A 19,806-nucleotide genomic window follows, 5' to 3' on the forward strand; every position below is an offset into this window, starting at 1 on the left:
AGGTGCGCACGGGTGTCAACGCGCAATCTTGTGAAAAGCTTTCAATATGCTCTGCAAGGGCTTATCTACACCTTGGCCACACAGCGAAATATGCGCATTCACTTCACTATCGCCTTGTGCGTGATGCTCCTGAGTCTCGTGCTCGGCGTGAACCGCTGGGAAGCGTTACTCGTCTTTATTGCCATTACACTCGTCATGATTGCGGAATTATTTAATACCGCTATTGAAACCCTCGTCGACATGGCGACTGAAGAGTTTCATCCTTTGGCAAAAGTCGCAAAAGACGTGGCAGCAGGCGCTGTGTTTCTGACAGCTGGCCTCTCCATCGCCATCGGAATGACTGTGTTTGTCCCGTACGTTTACGCTCTCGTGCACCAAACACTCGTAACGGAATTTTACAACCCGGACATTAGCGCCGTCTTCATTTTGGGGGTGGTTTTGTTCGGGACGATTGCGTTAAAAGCTTGGGCACGCTACCAAACCTGGCATAGCAGTCCGAGCTTGACGACAGCTGTAGCCGTATCCATCGTACTGCTCGTGTGGGGGATGACGTTGCATCTCACGGTTTCACTGCTCGTCACGGTTCTCTCCCTGTTGTTAGTCGGGAGCAAGTTGATGACCCAATCGGACTGGCGATCGGTTTTATGGGGAGCCGTCGTGGGCGGAGCGGTCACAATCGGCGGGTTTTTACTGACTTAACCCTAAAGAGTCATTCGAAAAGACCATGAACGACAAACGGTGTGCTCATCTGAGACAGCAGAGGGAAGCATGAGCACCAAGGCAGTGACCTCGAAGGTCACGTTTTCTGGGAATTAAACATGCCCAGATCTCAGCAGGCGCGTATCGGTGCCGCTGGGTGGGATGTGCGCGACTCTGAAAGGAAACAGGTGATGGCGTTGAAGGCATTAATTGAAGCGGCCACAGCGGCGAGACAACAGGCGTACGTACCCTATTCAAACTTCGCCGTAGGAGCAGCTCTGCTGACTCAAACGGGCCAAATTGTAACGGGATGCAATATTGAAAACGCGTCGTACGGATTGACGACCTGCGCTGAACGAACGGTATTGTTCAAAGCAGTGTCCGAAGGCGAGAGGGACTTCCGGGCTCTTGCCGTCGTGGGGAACACATTGGGGCCGATTACCCCTTGCGGTGCTTGTCGCCAAGTGATGGCCGAGTTATGTCCGCCGGAGTTGACCGTATACCTGGCCAATTTGGCGGGGAAAACTTTGGAGACGACGGTGAAGGAATTGTTACCTTACGTTTTCGACCAGGAGGCGCTGTATGGGAAACGAGAACGTTAAATCCGGATTCGTCGCCTTAATTGGACGGCCGAATGTCGGCAAGTCGACGTTGTTGAATGCGATTCTCGGACAAAAAGTGGCGATTATGTCGAACAAGCCACAGACGACGCGCAACCGCATTCACGGTGTGCACACGGATGAACGCGGCCAGATAGTGTTTCTCGATACACCGGGCATCCATAAGCCGAAATCTCGACTGGGAGATTACATGGTCAAGGTGTCGATGAACACGCTGCAGGAAGTGGACGTCGTTTGCTGGATTGTCGATGTAGAAGAAGAGATGGGGCCGGGGGACCGATTTATCGCCGATGTGTTGAAAAAAGTGGAGACGCCAGTCTTCCTCGTCGTGAACAAAATTGACCGCGTACACCCCGAGCGCCTGCTCCCGTTTATTGATCAGTTTCGAAAAGAACTCGAGTTCCAGGAAGTCATCCCAATTTCAGCTTTAAACGGCAACAACGTCCGGACACTGGTCGAACAGATTTACGAGCGCTTGCCAGAGGGACCGAAATACTATCCAGACGATCAGTTGACGGATCACCCTGAACAGTTTATCGTGTGTGAATTAATTCGCGAAAAAATATTGCACAAAACGCACGAAGAAGTGCCCCACTCCATTGCAGTCGTCATCGAAGACATGGAACAACGCGACGACGCGAAGGGCACGGTCTACGTCCGGGCGACGGTGTATACAGAACGGCCCTCACAAAAGGGAATTATCATCGGTAAACAGGGGAAGATGCTGAAAGAGGTCGGGAGAGAAGCCCGGCAGGACATTGAACGTCTGTTGGGCTCGCCTGTATACTTAGACTTGTGGGTGAAGGTGAAAAAAGACTGGCGCAATGAAGAACACGCACTGCGCCGCTTCGGCTACCGGGAAGATTAATTTATACCTGACATTATTTCCAAGGGATAGGGCTGGCTGAAGCGTCTCATCCTAATCATTGCAAGTAAAAATGGGAGGGATGCGACAGCATGCGGAATTTTTCTTGGTACGTCTTTTCGCTGACCGGAGACATTGACGCGTATTTGTTGTACAAGGCTTCCGACAATATCGATTTTCAGGAAGAGCACACTCCCCCAGATCAGGAGGAAAAGGTGAGCAGTAGGGAGCGGTAGACCGGACAGAGGGAAGAGAAGGCGATGTTGACAAAAGCGGAAGGAATCGTCATCCGCGCGCGCGATTACGGAGAATCTCATAAAGTGATCGTACTCTACACGCGTGAATTTGGAAAAATCGCGGTCATGGCGCGCGGTGTCAAGAAGACGAAGAGCCGATTAAGTTTTGTCACGCAAGTGTTGACACACGGTCAGTACCAATTTTTTGCTGGATCGGGGATGGGGACGTTAAGCCAGGGAGAGGTGATCGAGTCTCACCATGCCCTCAGACAAGACGTTCTCAACATGTCCTACGCGGCGTACATGGCGGAACTGACAGATAAACTCACCTTGGAAAAGGAAGTGAACCCTTACGTTTTCCATTTGTTGTCAAAGACGTTCTCTTACTTAGAAGAAGGGAAAGATGCGGACATTTTGTGTCGCATATTTGAATTAAAGATGTTAAGTGTTGCGGGATACCGCCCGCAATTGGATCAATGTCTCCATTGTGGGGAAGAAGACAAGCCGTTTTACTTTAGTGTGGCCAAAGGGGGGATCCTCTGTCAAGACTGTCGCCTTCCGGAAGAACCGGTTTTGAGCCTCTCAACTTCCGCAGCGAGGCTGTTGCGGTTGTTTCTCCACTTTGACATTAACCGCATAGGTGAAATTCGCGTCAAACAAGAGACGAAAGATTTGCTGGAGCGAGTGATGTATGACTATACCGACTACCACACTGACCTCCGCTTGAAGTCCCGAGACGTCTTAAATCAGATGAAAGCGTTCGAGGAACACAATCCTCGAACCATTTGACAACTTCCGCTGAAATGAGTAAACTTCTTTAATAACAGAAAATCATGTGTGTTGCTGTGAACGGCAGGAGTAACCGACGGTGATGGGTGGAAGCGAGCCGGGGAGAGTGCAAGCCTGGTCCCTAGCCCGGTGAACGGCGGCCTGGAGCAACCGATGAGTGAAGAAGAGGGTATGCCGTCGGCGTACCAAGTAGGGTGGAACCGCGGGAAAAACTCCCGTCCCTACGTTGTGAAGGGTGTCGCAGCGTAGGGACGGGAGTTTTGCGATGGAATAGACGGAAAGGCAGGTGAAGACGTGCAGAGGTGACAGAGAGAATGTCAGCTCTGCACGAAAAAGATGAACTTTCAGGACATGATCTTGACACTACACTCATTTTGGGCGAAACAGAACTGTGTCATTATGCAGCCGTACGATGTGGAAAAGGGGGCGGGGACGATGAGTCCGTTAACGTTTTTGCGGTCCATCGGCCCCGAACCGTGGAATGTGGCCTATGTGGAACCGTCGCGCAGGCCAGGGGACGGGCGTTACGGTGAGAACCCAAACCGCCTTTATCAACACCACCAGTATCAAGTCATTTTAAAACCGTCCCCAGACGACGTTCAAGACCTTTATCTCGACAGCTTGCAAGCATTGGGCATTAAACCTGAGCATCATGACATCCGCTTTGTCGAAGACAACTGGGAAGCCCCGACGTTAGGGGCGTGGGGGCTCGGGTGGGAAGTGTGGCTGGATGGGATGGAGATTACGCAGTTTACGTACTTCCAACAAGTCGGCGGCCTCGACGCAAATCCGGTGTCGGCAGAAATTACGTACGGCTTGGAGAGACTGGCGTCTTACATACAGAATAAAGAAAGCGTCTTTGACCTCGTGTGGGTCGACGGTGTGACGTATGCCGACGTGTTTAAGCAGCCCGAGTTCGAACATTCGAAATACACGTTTGAGATTGCAGATAGTCGTGCGTTGTTCGACATGTTCAGCATGTATGAGAAAGAGGCACAGCGGGCCCTCGAAGCCGATCTCGTGTACGCTGCTTACGATTACGTACTGAAGTGTTCCCACACGTTTAATTTGCTCGACGCGCAAGGGGCGATCAGTGTGACAGAACGTACCGGTTACATTTCCCGCGTGCGCCAGTTGGCTCGGCGCTGTGCCCAAACGTACTACGATTCCCGGAAGCAGTTGGGGTTTCCGCTCTTGAAAGGGGAGAGCGTCCGTGGCTAAGCGCGATTTACTGATCGAAGTCGGAACGGAAGAAATGCCCGCACAAGTTGTGGCTCCTGCCGCTTTGCAACTTAAAGAGAAGTTGGTCGGGTGGTTGGACGAACAGCGGATTCGTTACGACCGGGCAGACTGGTACGGGACGCCGCGAAGGATAGCTGCCCTCGTTTACGGCGTAGAAGAAGAACAGGATGCGTTGAACGAAGAGTTTAGGGGGCCGGCGAAGCGAATTGCCGTGGATGAAAATGGCGCCTGGACAAAAGCGGCTCTCGGTTTTGCCCGGGGGAAGGGCGTCTCGACGGAACATTTGTTTTTCAGGGAACACAAAGGTGAGACGTACGTCTTTGCGCGGAAGGAACAGAGGGGACAAGCCACTGATCGGTTGTTGAAAGAAGGATTAGAGCACATCGTCACGTCTCTTTCCTTTCACAAAACGATGCGCTGGGGCTCGCACTCAGTGCGCTTCGTACGTCCCATTCGCTGGCTCGTTGCCCTGTACGGGAATGAAGTGATTCCCGTTACAATCGCCGGGGTATCGTCGGGGAATGTCACATACGGACACCGATTTCTCGGGACGTCAATGGCGCTGGAGATCGCTTCCGATTACAAAGAAACACTGCGCCGTGGCTATGTCATCGCCGATCCGGAAGAACGGAAACAACGCATACGGGAAGAGTTGCAGAAAATAGCTGACGAAAACGGCTGGAGCATTCCCGTTGAACGTCAGTTACTAGAAGAAGTGACGTACTTGGTGGAATATCCGACAGCTGTTTCCGGTTCCTTTGATCCGGCTTTTCTGGAAGTGCCGGACGACGTGTTGATCACGTCTATGCGGGAACACCAGCGCTATTTTCCCGTTAAGTCGCAAGAGGGAAAGTTGTTGCCCCACTTTGTGACGGTCCGAAACGGTGACGACACGTCACTGGACACAGTGGCCAAGGGGAATGAAAAAGTGCTGCGGGCGCGCTTGGCAGATGCCCGTTTCTTCTACCGAGAAGATCAGAAGCGGTCGCCCTCCTTTTTCAATGAAAAGCTGAAGCACGTTGTGTTTCACGAAAAGTTGGGAACCGTGGCAGACAAAGTTCGCCGGATCGAGGCTGTCGCACGAAAGCTGGCAGACTGGCTAGGCGCGGATCAACGGACGAAGGCTCAAATAGAACGAACGGCTGAACTGTGCAAGTTCGATTTGGAGACCCACATGGTGGCTGAGTTTTCCGAGCTCCAGGGCAAAATGGGTGAAGAGTACGCCCGGATTGCAGGGGAAGAACCTGAGGTCGCCAAGGGGATTTTCGAACATTACTTGCCCCGTTTCGCAGGAGACGATCTCCCGGTGACAAAAACCGGCATTGTTGTCGGGCTGGCTGACAAAATCGATACGATTGCCGCCTGTTTTGGGATCGGCATCGTGCCGACAGGGTCACAAGATCCTTACGCGTTAAGGAGACAGGCTGCCGGCATTACACAGGTCATACTGGAGTTAGACTTGCCCCTCATACTGGATAAGTTATTCGATGCCGCCCTTGACGAATTGGAGGCCCGGGACAAGTTGGCCCGTCCGAAGCATGAAGTGGTGCAGGAACTTTTTGATTTCTTCCAACTGCGCTTAAAACATATACTGCAAAGTAAACACGTGCGCTATGACGTCATCGACGCCGTCCTGAAAAGCGGCGTCTCCCATGTGCAAGGTGTCGTCGCAAAAGCGGAGCTCTTGATGGAGCGCGTGTCCGACCCGGCGTTTAAGCGAACGGTTGAAGCCTTCACCCGAGTGGAAAACTTGGCGGCAAAAGCGGGGGGCAGACGGTTGGCGTTCAACGACGCCCTCAACCGGGAAAAAGCCGAAAGCCAACTGACAGACGCTTACCGTCGCGCTTTGCAGCGTTTCAAGGCGGGTGAGGAAAACGGGCGAATTGACGACATGTATGACGCCATCGCCTCAATGGAAGATGCCATTCACACGTTTTTTGACGAAGTGATGGTCATGGTCGACGATGCCGAGATCCGTGCGAACCGCCTCGCCCTGTTGCAAGCTGTGTCTCGTTTGACTCGCCAGTTTGCACACTTCAACGAAATCGTGTTCGCATGAGGTCGCACGCGGCGTGAGCGGCTGCCCTTGCACGCGTGCTCAAACAGGATGACGATGAGAATGATAGGTGTGATCCCCGCACGGGGGTCGACCGTTAAGGGTGGTGGGAAACATCGAATTATCCAAGCGACAGCAGAAAATCATCGAGATCGTCAAAGAGAAGGGGCCGATCACGGGCGAACTGATCGCGGAACATTTAAATTTAACGCGAGCGACGCTGCGCCCGGACTTGGCGATTTTAACGATGTCGGGTTTTTTGGAAGCCCGTCCCCGCGTCGGGTACTACTACGCGGGAAAAACGAGAGACCAGTTGTTCGCCCAGCGGATTCGCCAAATGAAAGTAAAAGATTATAAAGCTGTTCCAGTCGTCATGACGGAAGAAGCATCCGTTTACGAAGCGATCTGCAACATGTTTTTGGAGGACGTCGGGACGCTGTACATCGTACGTGAAGGCGCAATTCTTTCAGGAGTGTGTTCGCGTAAGGATCTGCTCAAGTCCTCCATGGGCAAACAAGACTTAAACGCGGTGCCGGTCAGTGTCGTCATGACGCGCATGCCGAACATCGTGACGTGTTTCCCGGAGGAATCGCTGTTTGATGCCGCTTCAAAAATCATACAGTATCAGGTGGATTCCCTGCCGGTCGTCAAACCGGCTGAAAAAGACAGCGATCAGTTGGAAGTGGTGGGGCGTATCACGAAGACAACCATTACTAAAGCGTTCGTTGAATTAGGGGAGGGACGGGAGACCGTATGACGGATGAAAAAGCTTTACAGTCACCGATCGTCTATGTCATTTCGGATTCCATTGGGGAGACGGCGGAATTCGTCGTTCGTGCCGCGGCCAGCCAATTTAACGGCGGCGATGTACAAGTTCGCCGTGTCCCTTACGTCGACAGTCAAGAAGCTATTGACGAAATTGTACAGGCAGCTCAAGAGGACGGAGCGATGATTGCCTTTACGATCGTCATACCGGAACTGCAACAGTACCTAATAGAACAAGCAGACGAACGAAATGTGCGTTACGTCGATATCATGGGGCCGATGCTCACGGCCTTGGAATCTGCCTACAACCGCCCTCCGAGGAGAGAACCGGGTCTTGTGCGCAAGCTCGACGAGGATTACTTCCGCAGAGTGGAAGCGATAGAGTTTGCAGTCAAATACGACGACGGCCGCGACCCGCGCGGACTGTTGCATGCCGACGTCGTCCTCATCGGCGTTTCGCGCACGTCGAAGACGCCGCTCTCCATGTACTTGGCGCACAAACGACTGAAAGTGGCGAACGTTCCCCTCGTTCCAGAAGTGGAGCCGCCGGAAGAACTTTTTCGCATTTCGCACAAAAAGATTATCGGGTTGACGATTGAAGCGTCACACTTGAACCGCATTCGCCGTGAGCGGTTGAAGGCCCTCGGTCTAACGTCTGACGCCAACTATGCGAGTGTCGAACGCATTCAGCACGAACTCGAATATTCTGATCGGGTGATGAAACGCCTCGGATGTACCGTCATCAATGTGTCGACAAAGGCCGTTGAGGAGACAGCCAACATGATTCTCGACCTGATTCGACAGGGGCGAACCCGTTAGGCGTAAGCAAATGTCAGGGAAATAAGCAGGATTTTTTCGACCCGGTCGCGTATACTATAACAATGGTTTTAGTTTCCAACGGGGAGAGAGGTGATAGGGATTCGTCAAAGAACGGAGCAGTGGGAGCGTGAACATTTGTCCGAGTACGCCTGTCTCAGTTCCGAATCCCGTGGCCGCGACCGCCCGATCGAGCCGTGCCCGATTCGGACCGAATTTCAGCGGGATCGGGACCGCATCATTCACTCTCGGGCGTTTAGGCGGTTGAAGCAAAAAACGCAAGTGTTCATTATACCGGAGGGGGACCACTACCGCACCCGTTTGACCCATACGCTAGAAGTGGCGCAAATTTCGCGCACTATTGCCAGAGGGCTGCGGCTGAATGAAGACTTGACAGAAGCGATTTGCATGGGTCACGACTTAGGGCACCCCCCTTTTGGACACGCAGGAGAAGAAGTGCTGAACAACATTCACCCCGGGGGATTTCGTCACAATGAACAAAGTGTGCGGGTGGTTGAAAAACTGGAAGGCGGCACAGGGTTAAACTTAACGTGGGAAGTGCGTGACGGAATCCTCCACCACACGGGGAAGCACGATGCCAGCACGTTGGAAGGTCGGATCGTGAAAATTGCCGACCGAATCGCCTATGTCAATCACGACATCGACGACGCCGTTCGCAGCGGCATCTTAAGCGGTGAAGACTTGCCAAAAGAGTGTATCTCCGTGCTTGGAGAAACGCACGGTGCACGCATCCACACGTTGGTTTCAGACGTCATTTTAACGAGCGAGGGAACGGGGGAAATTCGACTATCGAAAGAAGTGAGCGAAGCGTTAAACGAACTGCGGTCGTTTTTGTTTAAGAACGTGTACCTCGATTCTGAAGCTAAAAGAGACGAAAACAAAGCGAAAGAAATCGTGGCTTACGTCTACCGCTATTTTACTACGAGACCGGAGCAGTTGCGACAATTTTACTCATATTATACCGAAGACCAACCTATTGAGGAAACGGTGAAAGACTTTGTCGCCGGGATGACGGACCGCTACTTAATCAACTTGTACCGTCAGTTGACACTGCCTAAGCCGTGGGCTTTCCTTTAAAAAAGCGCATGCCCATCCGGTATTTCCGACAAAATTCGCATAATTAAAACATGTCTATTCTAGCAGGAAGTCGAAAGCTTTTGTAGAACATATTACTAGACCGTTTATGGGCAGGAATTTGACGAATTTTGCCGAATGAGTCTGATTCGTAAAAACGTTTGAGGGTGATCTCAGGATGGCGGGGTTTATTCCCGACGAGATCGTCGAACGCATCCGGGATGAGTGCGACATCTTAGATTTGGCAGGTAGATACGTCCACTTGAAGAAAAAAGGGCGTTACTACTTCGGTTTGTGTCCCTTTCATTCGGAAAGGACCCCGTCTTTCTCGGTTGATCCGGAAAAACAGATTTTTCACTGTTTCGGTTGTGGTGCTGGCGGGGACATCTATACGTTGAAGATGAATTTGGAAAATTTGACATTTGCCGAGGCAGTACGTGAGATAGCGAACGAGGTCGGCATTGCCATACCGGATCAAAACGAAGCAGAAGGAGATGTTTCGCACGCGAGGCGGAAAAAAAGCAAAATACTAGAAGCCCTTGACCTCGCAGCTAAGTTTTACCGCTACGTACTCCAGGAGAGTGTCTACGGAACGAAGGCTCGTGATTACGTTGCATCACGTGCCTTTTCTCCGAAAGTTCAAGAAGAGTTCCAACTCGGTTTTGCCCCTGGTTCGTGGGACAGTTTATGGCGCTTTTTAACGCGGCGCGGAATCGACGAGGCCGTTTTACAGGAAGCTGGTTTAGTGATGCCTAGACAAAACGGCCGCGGGTCCTACGATCGTTTTCGGCAACGGCTCATGTTTCCGATTCACGACACGCAAGGCAGGGTGATCGGTTTTGGGGGAAGAGTCATCGGAGAAGGGGAACCGAAGTACTTGAACAGCCCGGAAACACCTTTGTTCAACAAGAGCCGCACCCTTTTTAACTTACATCGTGCGAGAAAAGCGATCCGTCAAAAACAGGAAGTTGTGTTGTTTGAAGGGTATGTCGATGTCATTACCGCATGGCAGGCAGGCATTCACCATTGCGTAGCTTCGCTGGGGACGTCGTTGACAGAAGAACAGGCGCTTCTCATTAGGCGTAACAGCGAAAATGTCATTATTTGTTTTGACGCGGACAGTGCAGGAGAAGATGCGGCCTTGAGGGGGTTGGATGTGCTCAAGAAACAAGGTTGTTCGGTAAAAGTCGCCCAGATGCCTTCAAACACAGATCCCGATGATTACATTCGGCAATACGGGGGGAGGCGTTTCGGCAAAACATTATGGCGGCAGCCATTCCGTTAACAGCATTTAAGCTGCGAAATCTCGAAAAAGGGGTCGATTTAAAAGACGAGGACCAGAAGTTAAAAATGGTGGAAAAAGCGCTGGAGATCATTACAGATCTGCCAACGGCAGTGGAACGGGATCACTACTTGCGGCAGCTTGCCCAAAACTACGATTTGTCCTTTGACGCCGTTAAAATCGAACAGCGGCGGATCTATTACCGGCGCAAAAAAAACAAACAACGAGGGGATAAACCTGGGGGGGAGTGGAATAATAGGAGAATACCCAAACATATGGTCGCAGAACAAGAGTTGCAACCGGCACACTACAATGCCGAACGCCAATTGATCGCGCTCATGATGCGTGACGCCAATCTGGCTCAGCGGATTGAAAAGGAAGTTGGCAGTGCCTTCAACGTTGACAAGTACGCAGCGCTTGCAGCTTATCTATACGCTTATTACGCAGAAGGGAATCCAGCGGATCCTGGACGATTTATCCGCTCTCTGCCTGACGAATCGCTAAAACAGACAGCCTCTCAGCTAGCGATGTCCGATGTGCGGGAAGATGTCCCTGAACACGAAATTGACGATTACGTCAGACAAATTCGCATTTATCCGCTACTAATGGAAATCGAGGCAAAGCGGCGTCAAGTGAGATTAGCCGAACAAGCCGGAAACTCGGCGGAGGCTGTGAAAAACGCTCAAGACCTGATTCGTTTGGAGCAGGTGTTGAAACTAAGGAAGGAGGGAACTTAATTGGCAAACGATCAAAATACAGGGTCTGAAGGTGACATGTCCCTTGAGCAAGTGAAGGAACACTTACTCAATGTGGGTAAAAAGCGTGGAGCACTCACTTATAAAGAAGTGATGGATCAGCTCTCTCCCTTCGAACAGGATTCGGAACAAGTGGATGAGTTTTTTGAGTTTTTAAGTGAACAAGGCATAGACGTTACGAACGACGAAGACGACATCCTCAACCACCAAGCAGAGGACGAGGAAGATCTCCTGGACGATGACTTGAGTGTTCCGCCGGGGGTGAAAATTAACGATCCGGTCCGCATGTACTTGAAAGAAATTGGACGCGTCCCCCTCTTGACGGCGGAAGAAGAAATTGAATTGGCAAAACGCATCGAGCAGGGTGACGAAGAGGCCAAACGGCGTCTCGCTGAGGCTAATTTGCGACTCGTCGTCAGTATCGCCAAACGATACGTCGGCCGTGGGATGTTGTTCCTCGACTTGATCCAAGAAGGGAACATGGGCTTGATCAAGGCCGTTGAAAAATTCGATTACGATAAAGGGTTCAAATTCAGCACTTATGCGACGTGGTGGATCCGGCAGGCTATCACGCGGGCTATTGCCGATCAAGCGCGTACGATTCGCATTCCCGTCCACATGGTTGAAACGATTAATAAATTGATTCGCGTATCCCGTCAGCTTCTGCAAGAGTTGGGGCGCGAGCCGACCCCTGAAGAAATTGCGGAAGAGATGGATCTGACGCCGGACAAAGTACGGGAGATCATCAAGATTGCCCAAGAACCGGTATCGCTGGAGACGCCCATCGGGGAAGAGGACGATTCACACCTCGGTGATTTCATCGAAGACCAGGATGTTTTGGCTCCGGCAGATGCAGCTGCTTATGAATTGCTGAAAGAGCAGTTAGAAGACGTGCTGGACACTTTGACAGAACGTGAAGAGAATGTCCTTCGCTTGCGCTTTGGATTGGATGACGGGCGCACGCGTACACTGGAGGAAGTGGGCAAAGTATTCGGTGTGACGCGTGAGCGCATCCGCCAAATCGAAGCAAAGGCACTGCGTAAACTGCGTCACCCAAGTCGCAGTAAACGGTTGAAAGACTTTTTAGAATAACGGCTTCCTAACGACACTTGTATCACAAAGTGTCGTTAATTTTTTGTTAGAACGGAGTTTGGGACCGCTTTCTAAGCAAATTGTATCGCTTTTTTGTCACGCTTGCAAATGGAACGAGACGGAGTAAACGGAAGAAAAACGCCATATAGAGAGGAATCGTTGCCAAAATTGCGTATAATTCGTTGGAAGCGTTAACAGAAAATAGGTCACACCGCGAAGGAGTAACCCCGCTTTTTCTGTACATGCTAATAAAGGAATCTAAAAGTGGGGGTTTGCTCGATGAAAAAGCGTTACTACTTGTCCCTCTCCGTTGGAGCGTTTTGTTTGTTTATGGCCATGGTAAGCCTCTGGCATCCGTCTGAACCAAAAGAAGAGCAAGAAAGTCAGTCGGCGATGGTGGATGTCGTAAGCGATAAGGAATATAGCGCAGTCACCTCTGAAGAAGAGCGCACCCATTACCGTATTGATGCGCGTTACGACGAGTCGTCCCGTTCTGTAGACGGCAAGTTGCACGTTCACATCCCGAATCACGATGCCCCAAAATGGGAGAAGGTGTATTTTCACCTGTTTCCGAACGCGTTTCGCGACTGGGCGTTCAACAAAGCCGCTGCACCTGAAACGGAAGGACACATCGAAGTGGATCACGTCCGTGTCAACGGCAAGGCCATCAAACCGAAAATCGAGAAGACGCTTATGACACTCGAGTTGCCGCAACCTCTCGCAAAGGGGAAAAAAGCAGAGGTAGAGATGGACTTCTCCGTTAAGCTCCCCACTGGAGCCATGCGCTTAAACCACGTGGACAACACGGCGTTTTTGGCCCAGTGGTACCCGATGTTGGCGGTTTACGACGATGACGGTTGGCACACGGATCCGTACACGACGATCGGCGATCCGTTTTACACTGATATGGCGGACTACACAGTGTCCCTCAAGGTCCCCGCGGATACCGTGTCATTAGCAGTGCTGACGACCCTTTGAAGGGCTCATCTTCCACCGTTCGTTTGGCCCAACAGAACGTCCGTGATTTTGCCGTTGTGATTACGAAAGACTACAAAGTCAAGAGGGGTAAAGTGGGGAATACGGACGTAAACGTCTGGTACCGACAGGAGATGGAGGACGTCGTGGACGAGTTGTTGGCCGCAGCCCAAAAAGGCCTGCATTTTTTTAATGAGAAATTTGGCCCATACGCCTATCCCGAAGTGGATGTCGTGTTGGGGGAAAGCGGACATGGCATTGCCGGAATGGAGTACCCCGGTCTCGTGACGTCATTAGACCGCGTTTCCACTCGAGACGGCGAAGAGGCCGCCGTGAACGTCGTTGTTCACGAATTGGCGCACCAGTGGTGGTACGGAATGGTCGGAAACAATCAGGTGAAAGAACCGTGGCTGGACGAGGGGTTGACGACTTTCTCTGAATCGCTGTACATGAGTGAAGTCGAAGGACGACCAGAGCAACCGTTGTTCAAGAAGGCAGTGATGAGCAGTGAACAAGTACACGCCAAAAAAGGGTTGACTGTCGTCCAACCGGTATACGCCTATCCGGAACAGCTGTACGCACTGATGGTGTACGTCCGCCCGGCTGCCATGTTGTGGGATTTGAGCGAACAAATCGGTTTGGAGAAAGTGGTGGACATCCTACACGCGTACTTTGACCAATACCGGGGCAAAACGGCGACGACGGAAGATTTTATGCGAGTCGCCAGTGAGGTGAGCGGCAAAGATCTAGAGCCGTTCTTCAATCAGTGGCTGTACTTTAAATGAGACGTCCATCCGTTATAATAAAGGGGAACACGGTTTGAAAGGGAGAGGCGGCTTGCTGACATCCAAGCGTTTGCTGGAGACGGCGCACCGGGTACTGGAAAACGCGCCAGTAGCGGACATCGGAACAGACCACGCTTTGCTGCCCTGTTACTTAGTGGCGAACGACTTCGTTCCAACAGCTGTTGCAGTAGAAGTGAATGAAGGACCGTACCGAATGGCCCGCCGCCACGTAAAAAAGTACGGACTGGGTGGGCGAATCAGCGTACGGCACGGCGACGGTTTAACAGTCGTCAAACCAGGTGAAGTGGCAACCGTTGTCGTAGCCGGAATGGGAGGGGCGCTGATCGCAGACATTTTGTCCCGCGGAAAGGACGTCCTGAAGCAGACTAAGCGCCTCGTGCTGCAGCCAAACAGTGTGGCACAAAAAGTGCGGCGGTGGATGATGGACGAGGGATGGCAGCTGACCGATGAAGAACTCGTATTCGAGAACGGTCATTTTTATGACATTTTGGTAGCAGAGCCGGGAAAGCCGACACTCCCTTACGTGGACGCTCATTCCGATGCCCCGCTCTCCTTTTTGCTGGAGATCGGGCCGCTGCTCTGGCGGAGGAGACATCCGCTTCTGCGCCAAAAGTGTGAGAGAGAAATCGAGAAATGGGAACGCATTTTGGATCAAATCCCGGAAGGTAGCGAAAGGCGTTCTGAAGTGGAGAACCGGATTCAAAATTGGAAGGAGCTGATCTTATGTTTGCCCAGGGCGAACACATCGTCCGCATCTTCGAACAGTTCGTCCCGCCACATTTAGCGGTAAAAGACGATCCCATCGGATTACAGGTGGGGACCCTGCGGAAAGAAATAAAAAAAGTGATGCTCGCGTTAGACGTTACGCCGGAAGTCGTGGAGGAGGCGGTTCGTCAGCATGTCGACCTCATTATTGCCCACCATGCCGTCCTATTTCGTCCCGTTCGTTCCCTTCGCACCGATACGCTCAAAGGGCGTCTGTACGAAAAGCTGATCAAACACGACATCGCCGTCTACATCGCCCATACGAACTGGGACATCGCGCACGGCGGTGTGAATGACGTCATGGCTGAAGCTCTAGGCCTTAAAGAAAAGCGCGTGCTGTCACCGGTAAAGTTCCAGAAGCTGAAAAAGCTCGTCGTCTTTGTCCCGGAACAGTACCACGACCGCCTGCTTCAAGTGTTGGGAGAAGCTGGCGCCGGGTGGATCGGAAACTACAGTCACTGTACGTTCAACCTGTCGGGGACAGGCACGTTTCAACCGATGGAAGGCTCCACTCCTTTTATCGGAAAACAGGGAACGTTGGAAAAAGTAAACGAGGTCCGCATTGAGACGGTAGTGACCGAAGATGACGAGCAAAACGTCATTGAAGCGATGCTGGAGGCACATCCGTACGAGGAAGTGGCGTACGATGTATACCCCCTCGATTTAAAAGGCGAAACGTACGGGCTGGGCCGCGTCGGCAAACTTGAACAAGCGGTGACACTCGGTGAGTTAGCCGAAAAGGTAAAACGGACATTTGAGCTGCCGGCACTGCGCGTTGTCGGCCATCCCGAGCGGAGTATTCGCCGTGTCGCCGTAATGGGAGGCATGGGTTCAAAATATTTAAAAGACGCTGTCAGGGAAAGGGCGGACGTCTACATCACGGGAGATATTGACTTTCACACGGCACAGGACGCTCTGGCAGAGGGAATCGCCCTCATTGATCCGGGTCACCACGTCGAACACATCGCCCTTGAGCCGATGCAAAAGCGTTTGTCAGAAGCGATTGCGAAAACGAAAACAGTCGTTATCTTGTCGACAGTGAACACAAATCCGTTTCGTTACGTGTGACTGTCAAAATGTGCGCGTAATCCCAACAAAATGGCCTTGTACGACAGAGGGGATCGTGGTATACTCATAACTGCTGTTTTAGCGGGAAGTAAACCAGGTAATCGCCGGCGGACATCCGCAAGGATCCGCGGGAGGAAAGTCCGAGCTCCACAGGGCAGGGTGCCGGTTAACAGCCGGTGGAGGCGACTCCAAGGAAAGTGCCACAGAAACAAACCGCTTGAGTATTCACGCCAACGTGGAGACTCGATCGTTAGCCGGATGAGTTTCCGACAACCGAATGCTTGTGAATACTCAAGTAAGGGTGCAACGGTGCGGTAAGAGCGCACCAGCAGCATGGAGACATGCTGGCTAGGTAAACCCCACCTGGAGCAAGACCTAGTAGGGAATCAGCGACTTCTCGAGTCGCAGCTGTGGCCCGCAGCGATTCCGGGTAGGTCGCTTGAGCTTTGCAGCAATGCAAAAGCCTAGATAGATGATTACCACTCCACTTGCGGGAGCACGAAGGAAGTGCACGAGTACCGCTGGAGAACAGAACTCGGCTTACGGTTTACTTCCCGTAGCCAGGGAAAAAAGGCGGCGATGCAGCCGTCTTTTTTGAATCAAGGCGATTAATTAAACGAGTTGGGATTGTACTTTGGCCTTAAACTGTCGATCTTCTAAGAGTTTTTTTACAAACAGCGAAAACTTTTGTTGCACCCACGTTATCTCAACGCCGTCTGGATCGTGAACAAAAAAAGCGAGGGCATATCGGTGGTTGTCGACTCTCTCCGCATACAAAGCAATCGTTGCCACATACCGCGTACTCCCGCCTTTTGCCCCTATTCTCAAAATTTTGTCTGAACGGTAAGAATGACTTTCCAGTAAGTGGCGTAAAACGGATAGCCCTTCTCCGGATAAGATTGATTCACTATGGATCTTGTTCATTAATAAAGCGTATTCTTTCGCCGTTGATGCGGGTAAACGGTCTGATATAATCCTTTCAAATTTTGGATTGTGTAAGTGTTTTTCGAGGTGGTTTAGGAGCTGGTCCCGTTCATCCCTCAGTTGTTGATGGATTTTTTTGCAGTACGAGCCGTATTGTTCGCGATCCATGCTGTTAATCAGGTGAATCGTTTCTGCATTAGACAGTTTTTTTTCGTGTTTCATCGCTGCCGGCAACAAAAAGGAAGACGTAAAATAGTAGATGTCGCTGTGATCTTCGATTCCCAGCAGTTTCATCCTGGCGTTAATGTTGTCGACCCCTAACAGGTCAATCAAAAATTCCGTGTTCGCATTGGAGCTGAACTGTATCATGCCGCTCGCTACGTCATACAGGCTGACGTGGCCGTCAACGACATTGTCTCCCAAGCTCTGCAACCATTTATCGTGTGCTCCGCCATCTGTGCGAGGTATGTAAAATTTATCTAATTCAGATAGGCTGATCATTTGGTTTGGGTCAAGTCGACCGTCCACCACCTGTTTTGAAAATTCAACGGCTACGATGATTTTGACACTGCTGGCGAGTGGCATTAATTTTTCAGAGTGATAATCGATGACTGTTTCATCGTTCTCTATCAGGTAGAGCGAGCACTTGTCAGGGTGTTCTCTTACGAAATTTAACACGTCTGTCTCGTCTTTTTTTAAATCTTTTGCTTTTAAATAAAAGGGAATTCCGATTATAAAAATGAGAATGAACGTTACAGTCACCAATACGCCAAACACATTCCGTCCCCTTTCCACTACTGCTTTTCCCTGACGATCGAGCGGGAAGATTCAGTATACGGGTTTGCTGAGAAAGCTTTTTTTGCACCGAGTTGGTGCCATCTGTTTTTGATTCCGCCAGTGAAAGCTTTTATCAATGAACGGATTTTACAGTAGTACTGTTTGTACTCCCTGTCCGTGAATAAAAGAAATTCTACCGATATCATAATCAATGAAAAAGTGAGTAAACCCATTCCGAACAAAATACCTAGATGAAAGGCGCACATAGCAAGCACAGAAATTATTTTGGTTATGCGGTTGAATATTAGGAGCGGAAAAGCTAACTTTATGACGATGGTGGCATACGTGAGAATGATTGACAAATAAAGGTGATTTTCACTGATGGCGGAAAATAAGGGGAGAGAATAGGATTCAACTTGAGAAATGTAGTACAAAGCTGTACCAGAGTTCCACTTCTCGCCCATGACTTGATAGAATGCTGAGATGTAATAAACTAAACAGAGCTGTATCACGCACGCAGCCACCGCATAGTTATGTATAGTGCTGTTTAACAGTTTCCCAAGCGTTTTTTTCGGAAAGCGACGTCTCTTTTTCCTTCTTCTATCTAAAGAAAAGTGCGCGGTATTATTTGTAAACATCATGAAAAATAAAATAATGCGCATTAAGTTGTCTCCGCCATCGCCGATGTAACCGATGCGCTGGTATAGCGAAAAGTAGAATACGAAGGTTAAGATGCTGACAACGCGCCCCCTGTAGCCCAAGATGAATAAAATCGTCACCAGAATTCCCAAGTGGTAGACAATGTCAAAATACAGTAAGGACGCACTGAAGTTGTACAGCGAAAAGATAGCTGGATCGTAATCCGTGATGCCTACGTCGCTGAACAACAAATACCTTTGAAAATAATGCATTAAATAATTGTAGAGGATAATAATTCCGAAAACGATTCTCAAGATACTCGTTCCAATTAAAAAGCGGTCTTTTGCCGCCCACGAAACAAAGGCTGACAGCCGATTGAATGAGAGCACTTTGTTCACCACAAAAACCTCCTCTTACACACGTCATGTTTTTGAGACAATCGTGATGGCACGTAGCGGGCTATTTAAAAGCGACGACTTCTGAATCGATAGGTTGCCAGTCAAACTCGACATACCGCCGTTCAGGTTCGTAGTTCTTCTCATTTCTCTTGGAAAAGGGAACAGGCTCGACAGCTTCTATCATCACTTTAATGGAGTCAATATCTCGCTCCGGATACAACGATTTTGCGTATGAGGATGCAAATTTGAATATTTCCTCTTCTGCCTTTTTGCGGACTTTATCTTCCATTTTTTTAATTTCCTCGTCGATTTTTTCGTCCGTATTCTTGTTTTTCAGTTTGTATACGACGTCTTCATGATTGCCGTTAAAATATTTGTTGATTAAACTGTCCCCTATTCTCAGCATTCTGTTAAAGGGAGTCAAAACGTTGGATCGATTTAAATTTTTCATTGGACTGGTTATATCGATCCACTCACCTCTAGCCAGTTCCGAACCTTTTTTGAGTTTTACTTGTAAAAGGAGGTTGTAATTGACGGTTAAAGGCTCAGGAGCAAACAAGTGCCAGTTCTGTGTAAACAAAGGGTCAATGTAATAAGTTGAATACCGATTGACTTGAACAGATAAGGGATTTGTCGGTCCTGTATCGAATACCAGCAAGACGGTATGAACGGTTAAGAACACGATAAGCAGTACATTAACCACGACCAAGGAGAACAGCCGCCGTCTTTTTTTCATTCGGATCCTCTCTCTTCAAGGCACAGTGCTTCCAAATGGAAGCGCTGTGCCTTTCCATATTAATCAAATGCGACGTCTAAGTTGCTAGCTTCTACGTCGTCTGAAATCTTAAAGATGCTGTGCATTGCAGCCTGTTTTGTAATCTCATCCGCATAGTATCTCACAGCTTCCTTGCCGTAAACATAGGCTTTTTGTGCAGCCTTTGCCACGGCGCCCCAAACGTGGGGCTCATAAACCGTTGAATCGGTTTTTCCTTCCGCTGCATTCACTGTTCTGACTTCCAGGGCACTGTCTGAATTGTGGGATGCGAAAACAGTGGCACCCATGGCGAAAAAGACAGCGGAGCAAAGGATTAGGACAAAAAATTGTTTCTTCAATGCTAACTCACCTCCTTAATTACTAAAAA

21 protein-coding genes and 1 other RNA gene are annotated in these 19,806 nt (G+C 50.3%); 18 read left to right on the plus strand and 4 right to left on the minus strand.

What is annotated here, in order from left to right:
• Positions 1-12: 12 nt before the first annotated feature.
• The 18 genes from B0W44_RS05750 to rnpB all read left to right on the plus strand — a co-directional run bounded on the left by B0W44_RS05750 (position 13) and on the right by rnpB (position 16,484).
• Entirely contained in the window at positions 13-699 is a 687-nt protein-coding gene (locus B0W44_RS05750; RefSeq protein WP_169835438.1) for a diacylglycerol kinase family protein, read from the plus strand.
• A 191-nt stretch (positions 700-890) separates the two neighbouring features.
• The gene (locus B0W44_RS05755; RefSeq protein ID WP_077719185.1) at positions 891-1,301 is read left to right on the plus strand and encodes a cytidine deaminase; all 411 of its coding nucleotides are present in this window, start codon (positions 891-893) and stop codon (positions 1,299-1,301) included.
• A complete protein-coding gene (gene era, locus B0W44_RS05760; protein ID WP_077719186.1) occupies positions 1,282-2,187 on the plus strand; it encodes a GTPase Era in 906 nt (301 codons plus the stop codon). The genes B0W44_RS05755 and era overlap by 20 nt, the downstream gene beginning before the upstream one ends.
• Positions 2,188-2,276: 89 nt before the next feature.
• Positions 2,277-2,420 carry a YqzL family protein gene (locus B0W44_RS05765; RefSeq protein WP_077719187.1) on the plus strand — a complete coding sequence of 48 codons (144 nt, stop codon included), beginning with the start codon at positions 2,277-2,279 and terminating at the stop codon, positions 2,418-2,420.
• 24 nt (positions 2,421-2,444) lie between these two features.
• Complete coding sequence (gene recO / locus B0W44_RS05770; protein ID WP_077719188.1) at positions 2,445-3,209, plus strand: DNA repair protein RecO; 765 nt, start codon at positions 2,445-2,447, stop codon at positions 3,207-3,209.
• A gap of 336 nt (positions 3,210-3,545) precedes the next feature.
• Complete coding sequence (glyQ, locus tag B0W44_RS05775) at positions 3,546-4,430, plus strand: glycine--tRNA ligase subunit alpha (RefSeq protein WP_077719189.1); 885 nt, start codon at positions 3,546-3,548, stop codon at positions 4,428-4,430.
• Positions 4,423-6,510, plus strand: a complete 2,088-nt coding sequence (gene glyS / locus B0W44_RS05780) for a glycine--tRNA ligase subunit beta (RefSeq protein ID WP_077719190.1) — start codon at positions 4,423-4,425, stop codon at positions 6,508-6,510. The genes glyQ and glyS overlap by 8 nt, the downstream gene beginning before the upstream one ends.
• A gap of 112 nt (positions 6,511-6,622) precedes the next feature.
• Positions 6,623-7,264: a transcriptional regulator CcpN gene (locus tag B0W44_RS05785; RefSeq protein WP_077721272.1), complete on the plus strand. Its 642-nt coding sequence runs from the start codon at positions 6,623-6,625 to the stop codon at positions 7,262-7,264.
• Positions 7,261-8,091, plus strand: a complete 831-nt coding sequence (locus B0W44_RS05790; protein WP_077719191.1) for a pyruvate, water dikinase regulatory protein — start codon at positions 7,261-7,263, stop codon at positions 8,089-8,091. Before B0W44_RS05785 ends, B0W44_RS05790 begins: the two co-directional genes overlap by 4 nt.
• 90 nt (positions 8,092-8,181) lie before the next feature.
• The gene (locus B0W44_RS05795) at positions 8,182-9,186 is read left to right on the plus strand and encodes a deoxyguanosinetriphosphate triphosphohydrolase (protein ID WP_228441559.1); all 1,005 of its coding nucleotides are present in this window, start codon (positions 8,182-8,184) and stop codon (positions 9,184-9,186) included.
• A gap of 175 nt (positions 9,187-9,361) precedes the next feature.
• Positions 9,362-10,468, plus strand: a complete 1,107-nt coding sequence (gene dnaG, locus B0W44_RS05800) for a DNA primase (RefSeq protein ID WP_077719192.1) — start codon at positions 9,362-9,364, stop codon at positions 10,466-10,468.
• Positions 10,447-11,202: a hypothetical protein gene (locus B0W44_RS05805; protein WP_077719193.1), complete on the plus strand. Its 756-nt coding sequence runs from the start codon at positions 10,447-10,449 to the stop codon at positions 11,200-11,202. The genes dnaG and B0W44_RS05805 overlap by 22 nt, the downstream gene beginning before the upstream one ends.
• The gene (rpoD, locus tag B0W44_RS05810) at positions 11,203-12,312 is read left to right on the plus strand and encodes an RNA polymerase sigma factor RpoD (protein ID WP_077719194.1); all 1,110 of its coding nucleotides are present in this window, start codon (positions 11,203-11,205) and stop codon (positions 12,310-12,312) included. It abuts the gene before it with no gap.
• 279 nt (positions 12,313-12,591) lie between these two features.
• Positions 12,592-13,290 carry a gluzincin family metallopeptidase gene (locus tag B0W44_RS05815; protein ID WP_077719195.1) on the plus strand — a complete coding sequence of 233 codons (699 nt, stop codon included), beginning with the start codon at positions 12,592-12,594 and terminating at the stop codon, positions 13,288-13,290.
• A complete protein-coding gene (locus B0W44_RS05820; RefSeq protein WP_169835440.1) occupies positions 13,287-14,072 on the plus strand; it encodes a M1 family aminopeptidase in 786 nt (261 codons plus the stop codon). Before B0W44_RS05815 ends, B0W44_RS05820 begins: the two co-directional genes overlap by 4 nt.
• Positions 14,073-14,106: 34 nt before the next feature.
• On the plus strand, positions 14,107-14,877 hold the full coding sequence (locus B0W44_RS05825; RefSeq protein WP_169835441.1) for a tRNA (adenine(22)-N(1))-methyltransferase: 771 nt from the start codon (positions 14,107-14,109) through the stop codon (positions 14,875-14,877).
• Positions 14,817-15,926, plus strand: coding sequence for a Nif3-like dinuclear metal center hexameric protein (locus tag B0W44_RS05830; protein WP_077719198.1), 1,110 nt, complete (start codon positions 14,817-14,819; stop codon positions 15,924-15,926). Before B0W44_RS05825 ends, B0W44_RS05830 begins: the two co-directional genes overlap by 61 nt.
• Positions 15,927-16,011: 85 nt before the next feature.
• Positions 16,012-16,484, plus strand: an RNA gene (gene rnpB / locus B0W44_RS05835) — RNase P RNA component class A.
• 54 nt (positions 16,485-16,538) lie between these two features.
• Here rnpB and B0W44_RS05840 read toward each other — a convergent pair.
• The 4 genes from B0W44_RS05840 to B0W44_RS05855 all read right to left on the minus strand — a co-directional run bounded on the left by B0W44_RS05840 (position 16,539) and on the right by B0W44_RS05855 (position 19,777).
• Positions 16,539-17,627, minus strand: a complete 1,089-nt coding sequence (locus B0W44_RS05840) for a serine hydrolase (protein WP_077719199.1) — start codon at positions 17,625-17,627, stop codon at positions 16,539-16,541.
• Positions 17,628-17,644: 17 nt separating this feature from the next.
• A complete protein-coding gene (locus B0W44_RS05845) occupies positions 17,645-18,664 on the minus strand; it encodes an HTTM domain-containing protein (RefSeq protein WP_077719200.1) in 1,020 nt (339 codons plus the stop codon).
• Between the two features lie 61 nt (positions 18,665-18,725).
• Positions 18,726-19,400: a DUF5819 family protein gene (locus tag B0W44_RS05850; RefSeq protein ID WP_077719201.1), complete on the minus strand. Its 675-nt coding sequence runs from the start codon at positions 19,398-19,400 to the stop codon at positions 18,726-18,728.
• Between the two features lie 59 nt (positions 19,401-19,459).
• On the minus strand, positions 19,460-19,777 hold the full coding sequence (locus tag B0W44_RS05855) for a hypothetical protein (protein ID WP_077719202.1): 318 nt from the start codon (positions 19,775-19,777) through the stop codon (positions 19,460-19,462).
• Positions 19,778-19,806: the final 29 nt, after the last annotated feature.

This window comes from Novibacillus thermophilus (assembly GCF_002005165.1).
Lineage (GTDB): Bacteria > Bacillota > Bacilli > Thermoactinomycetales > Novibacillaceae > Novibacillus > Novibacillus thermophilus.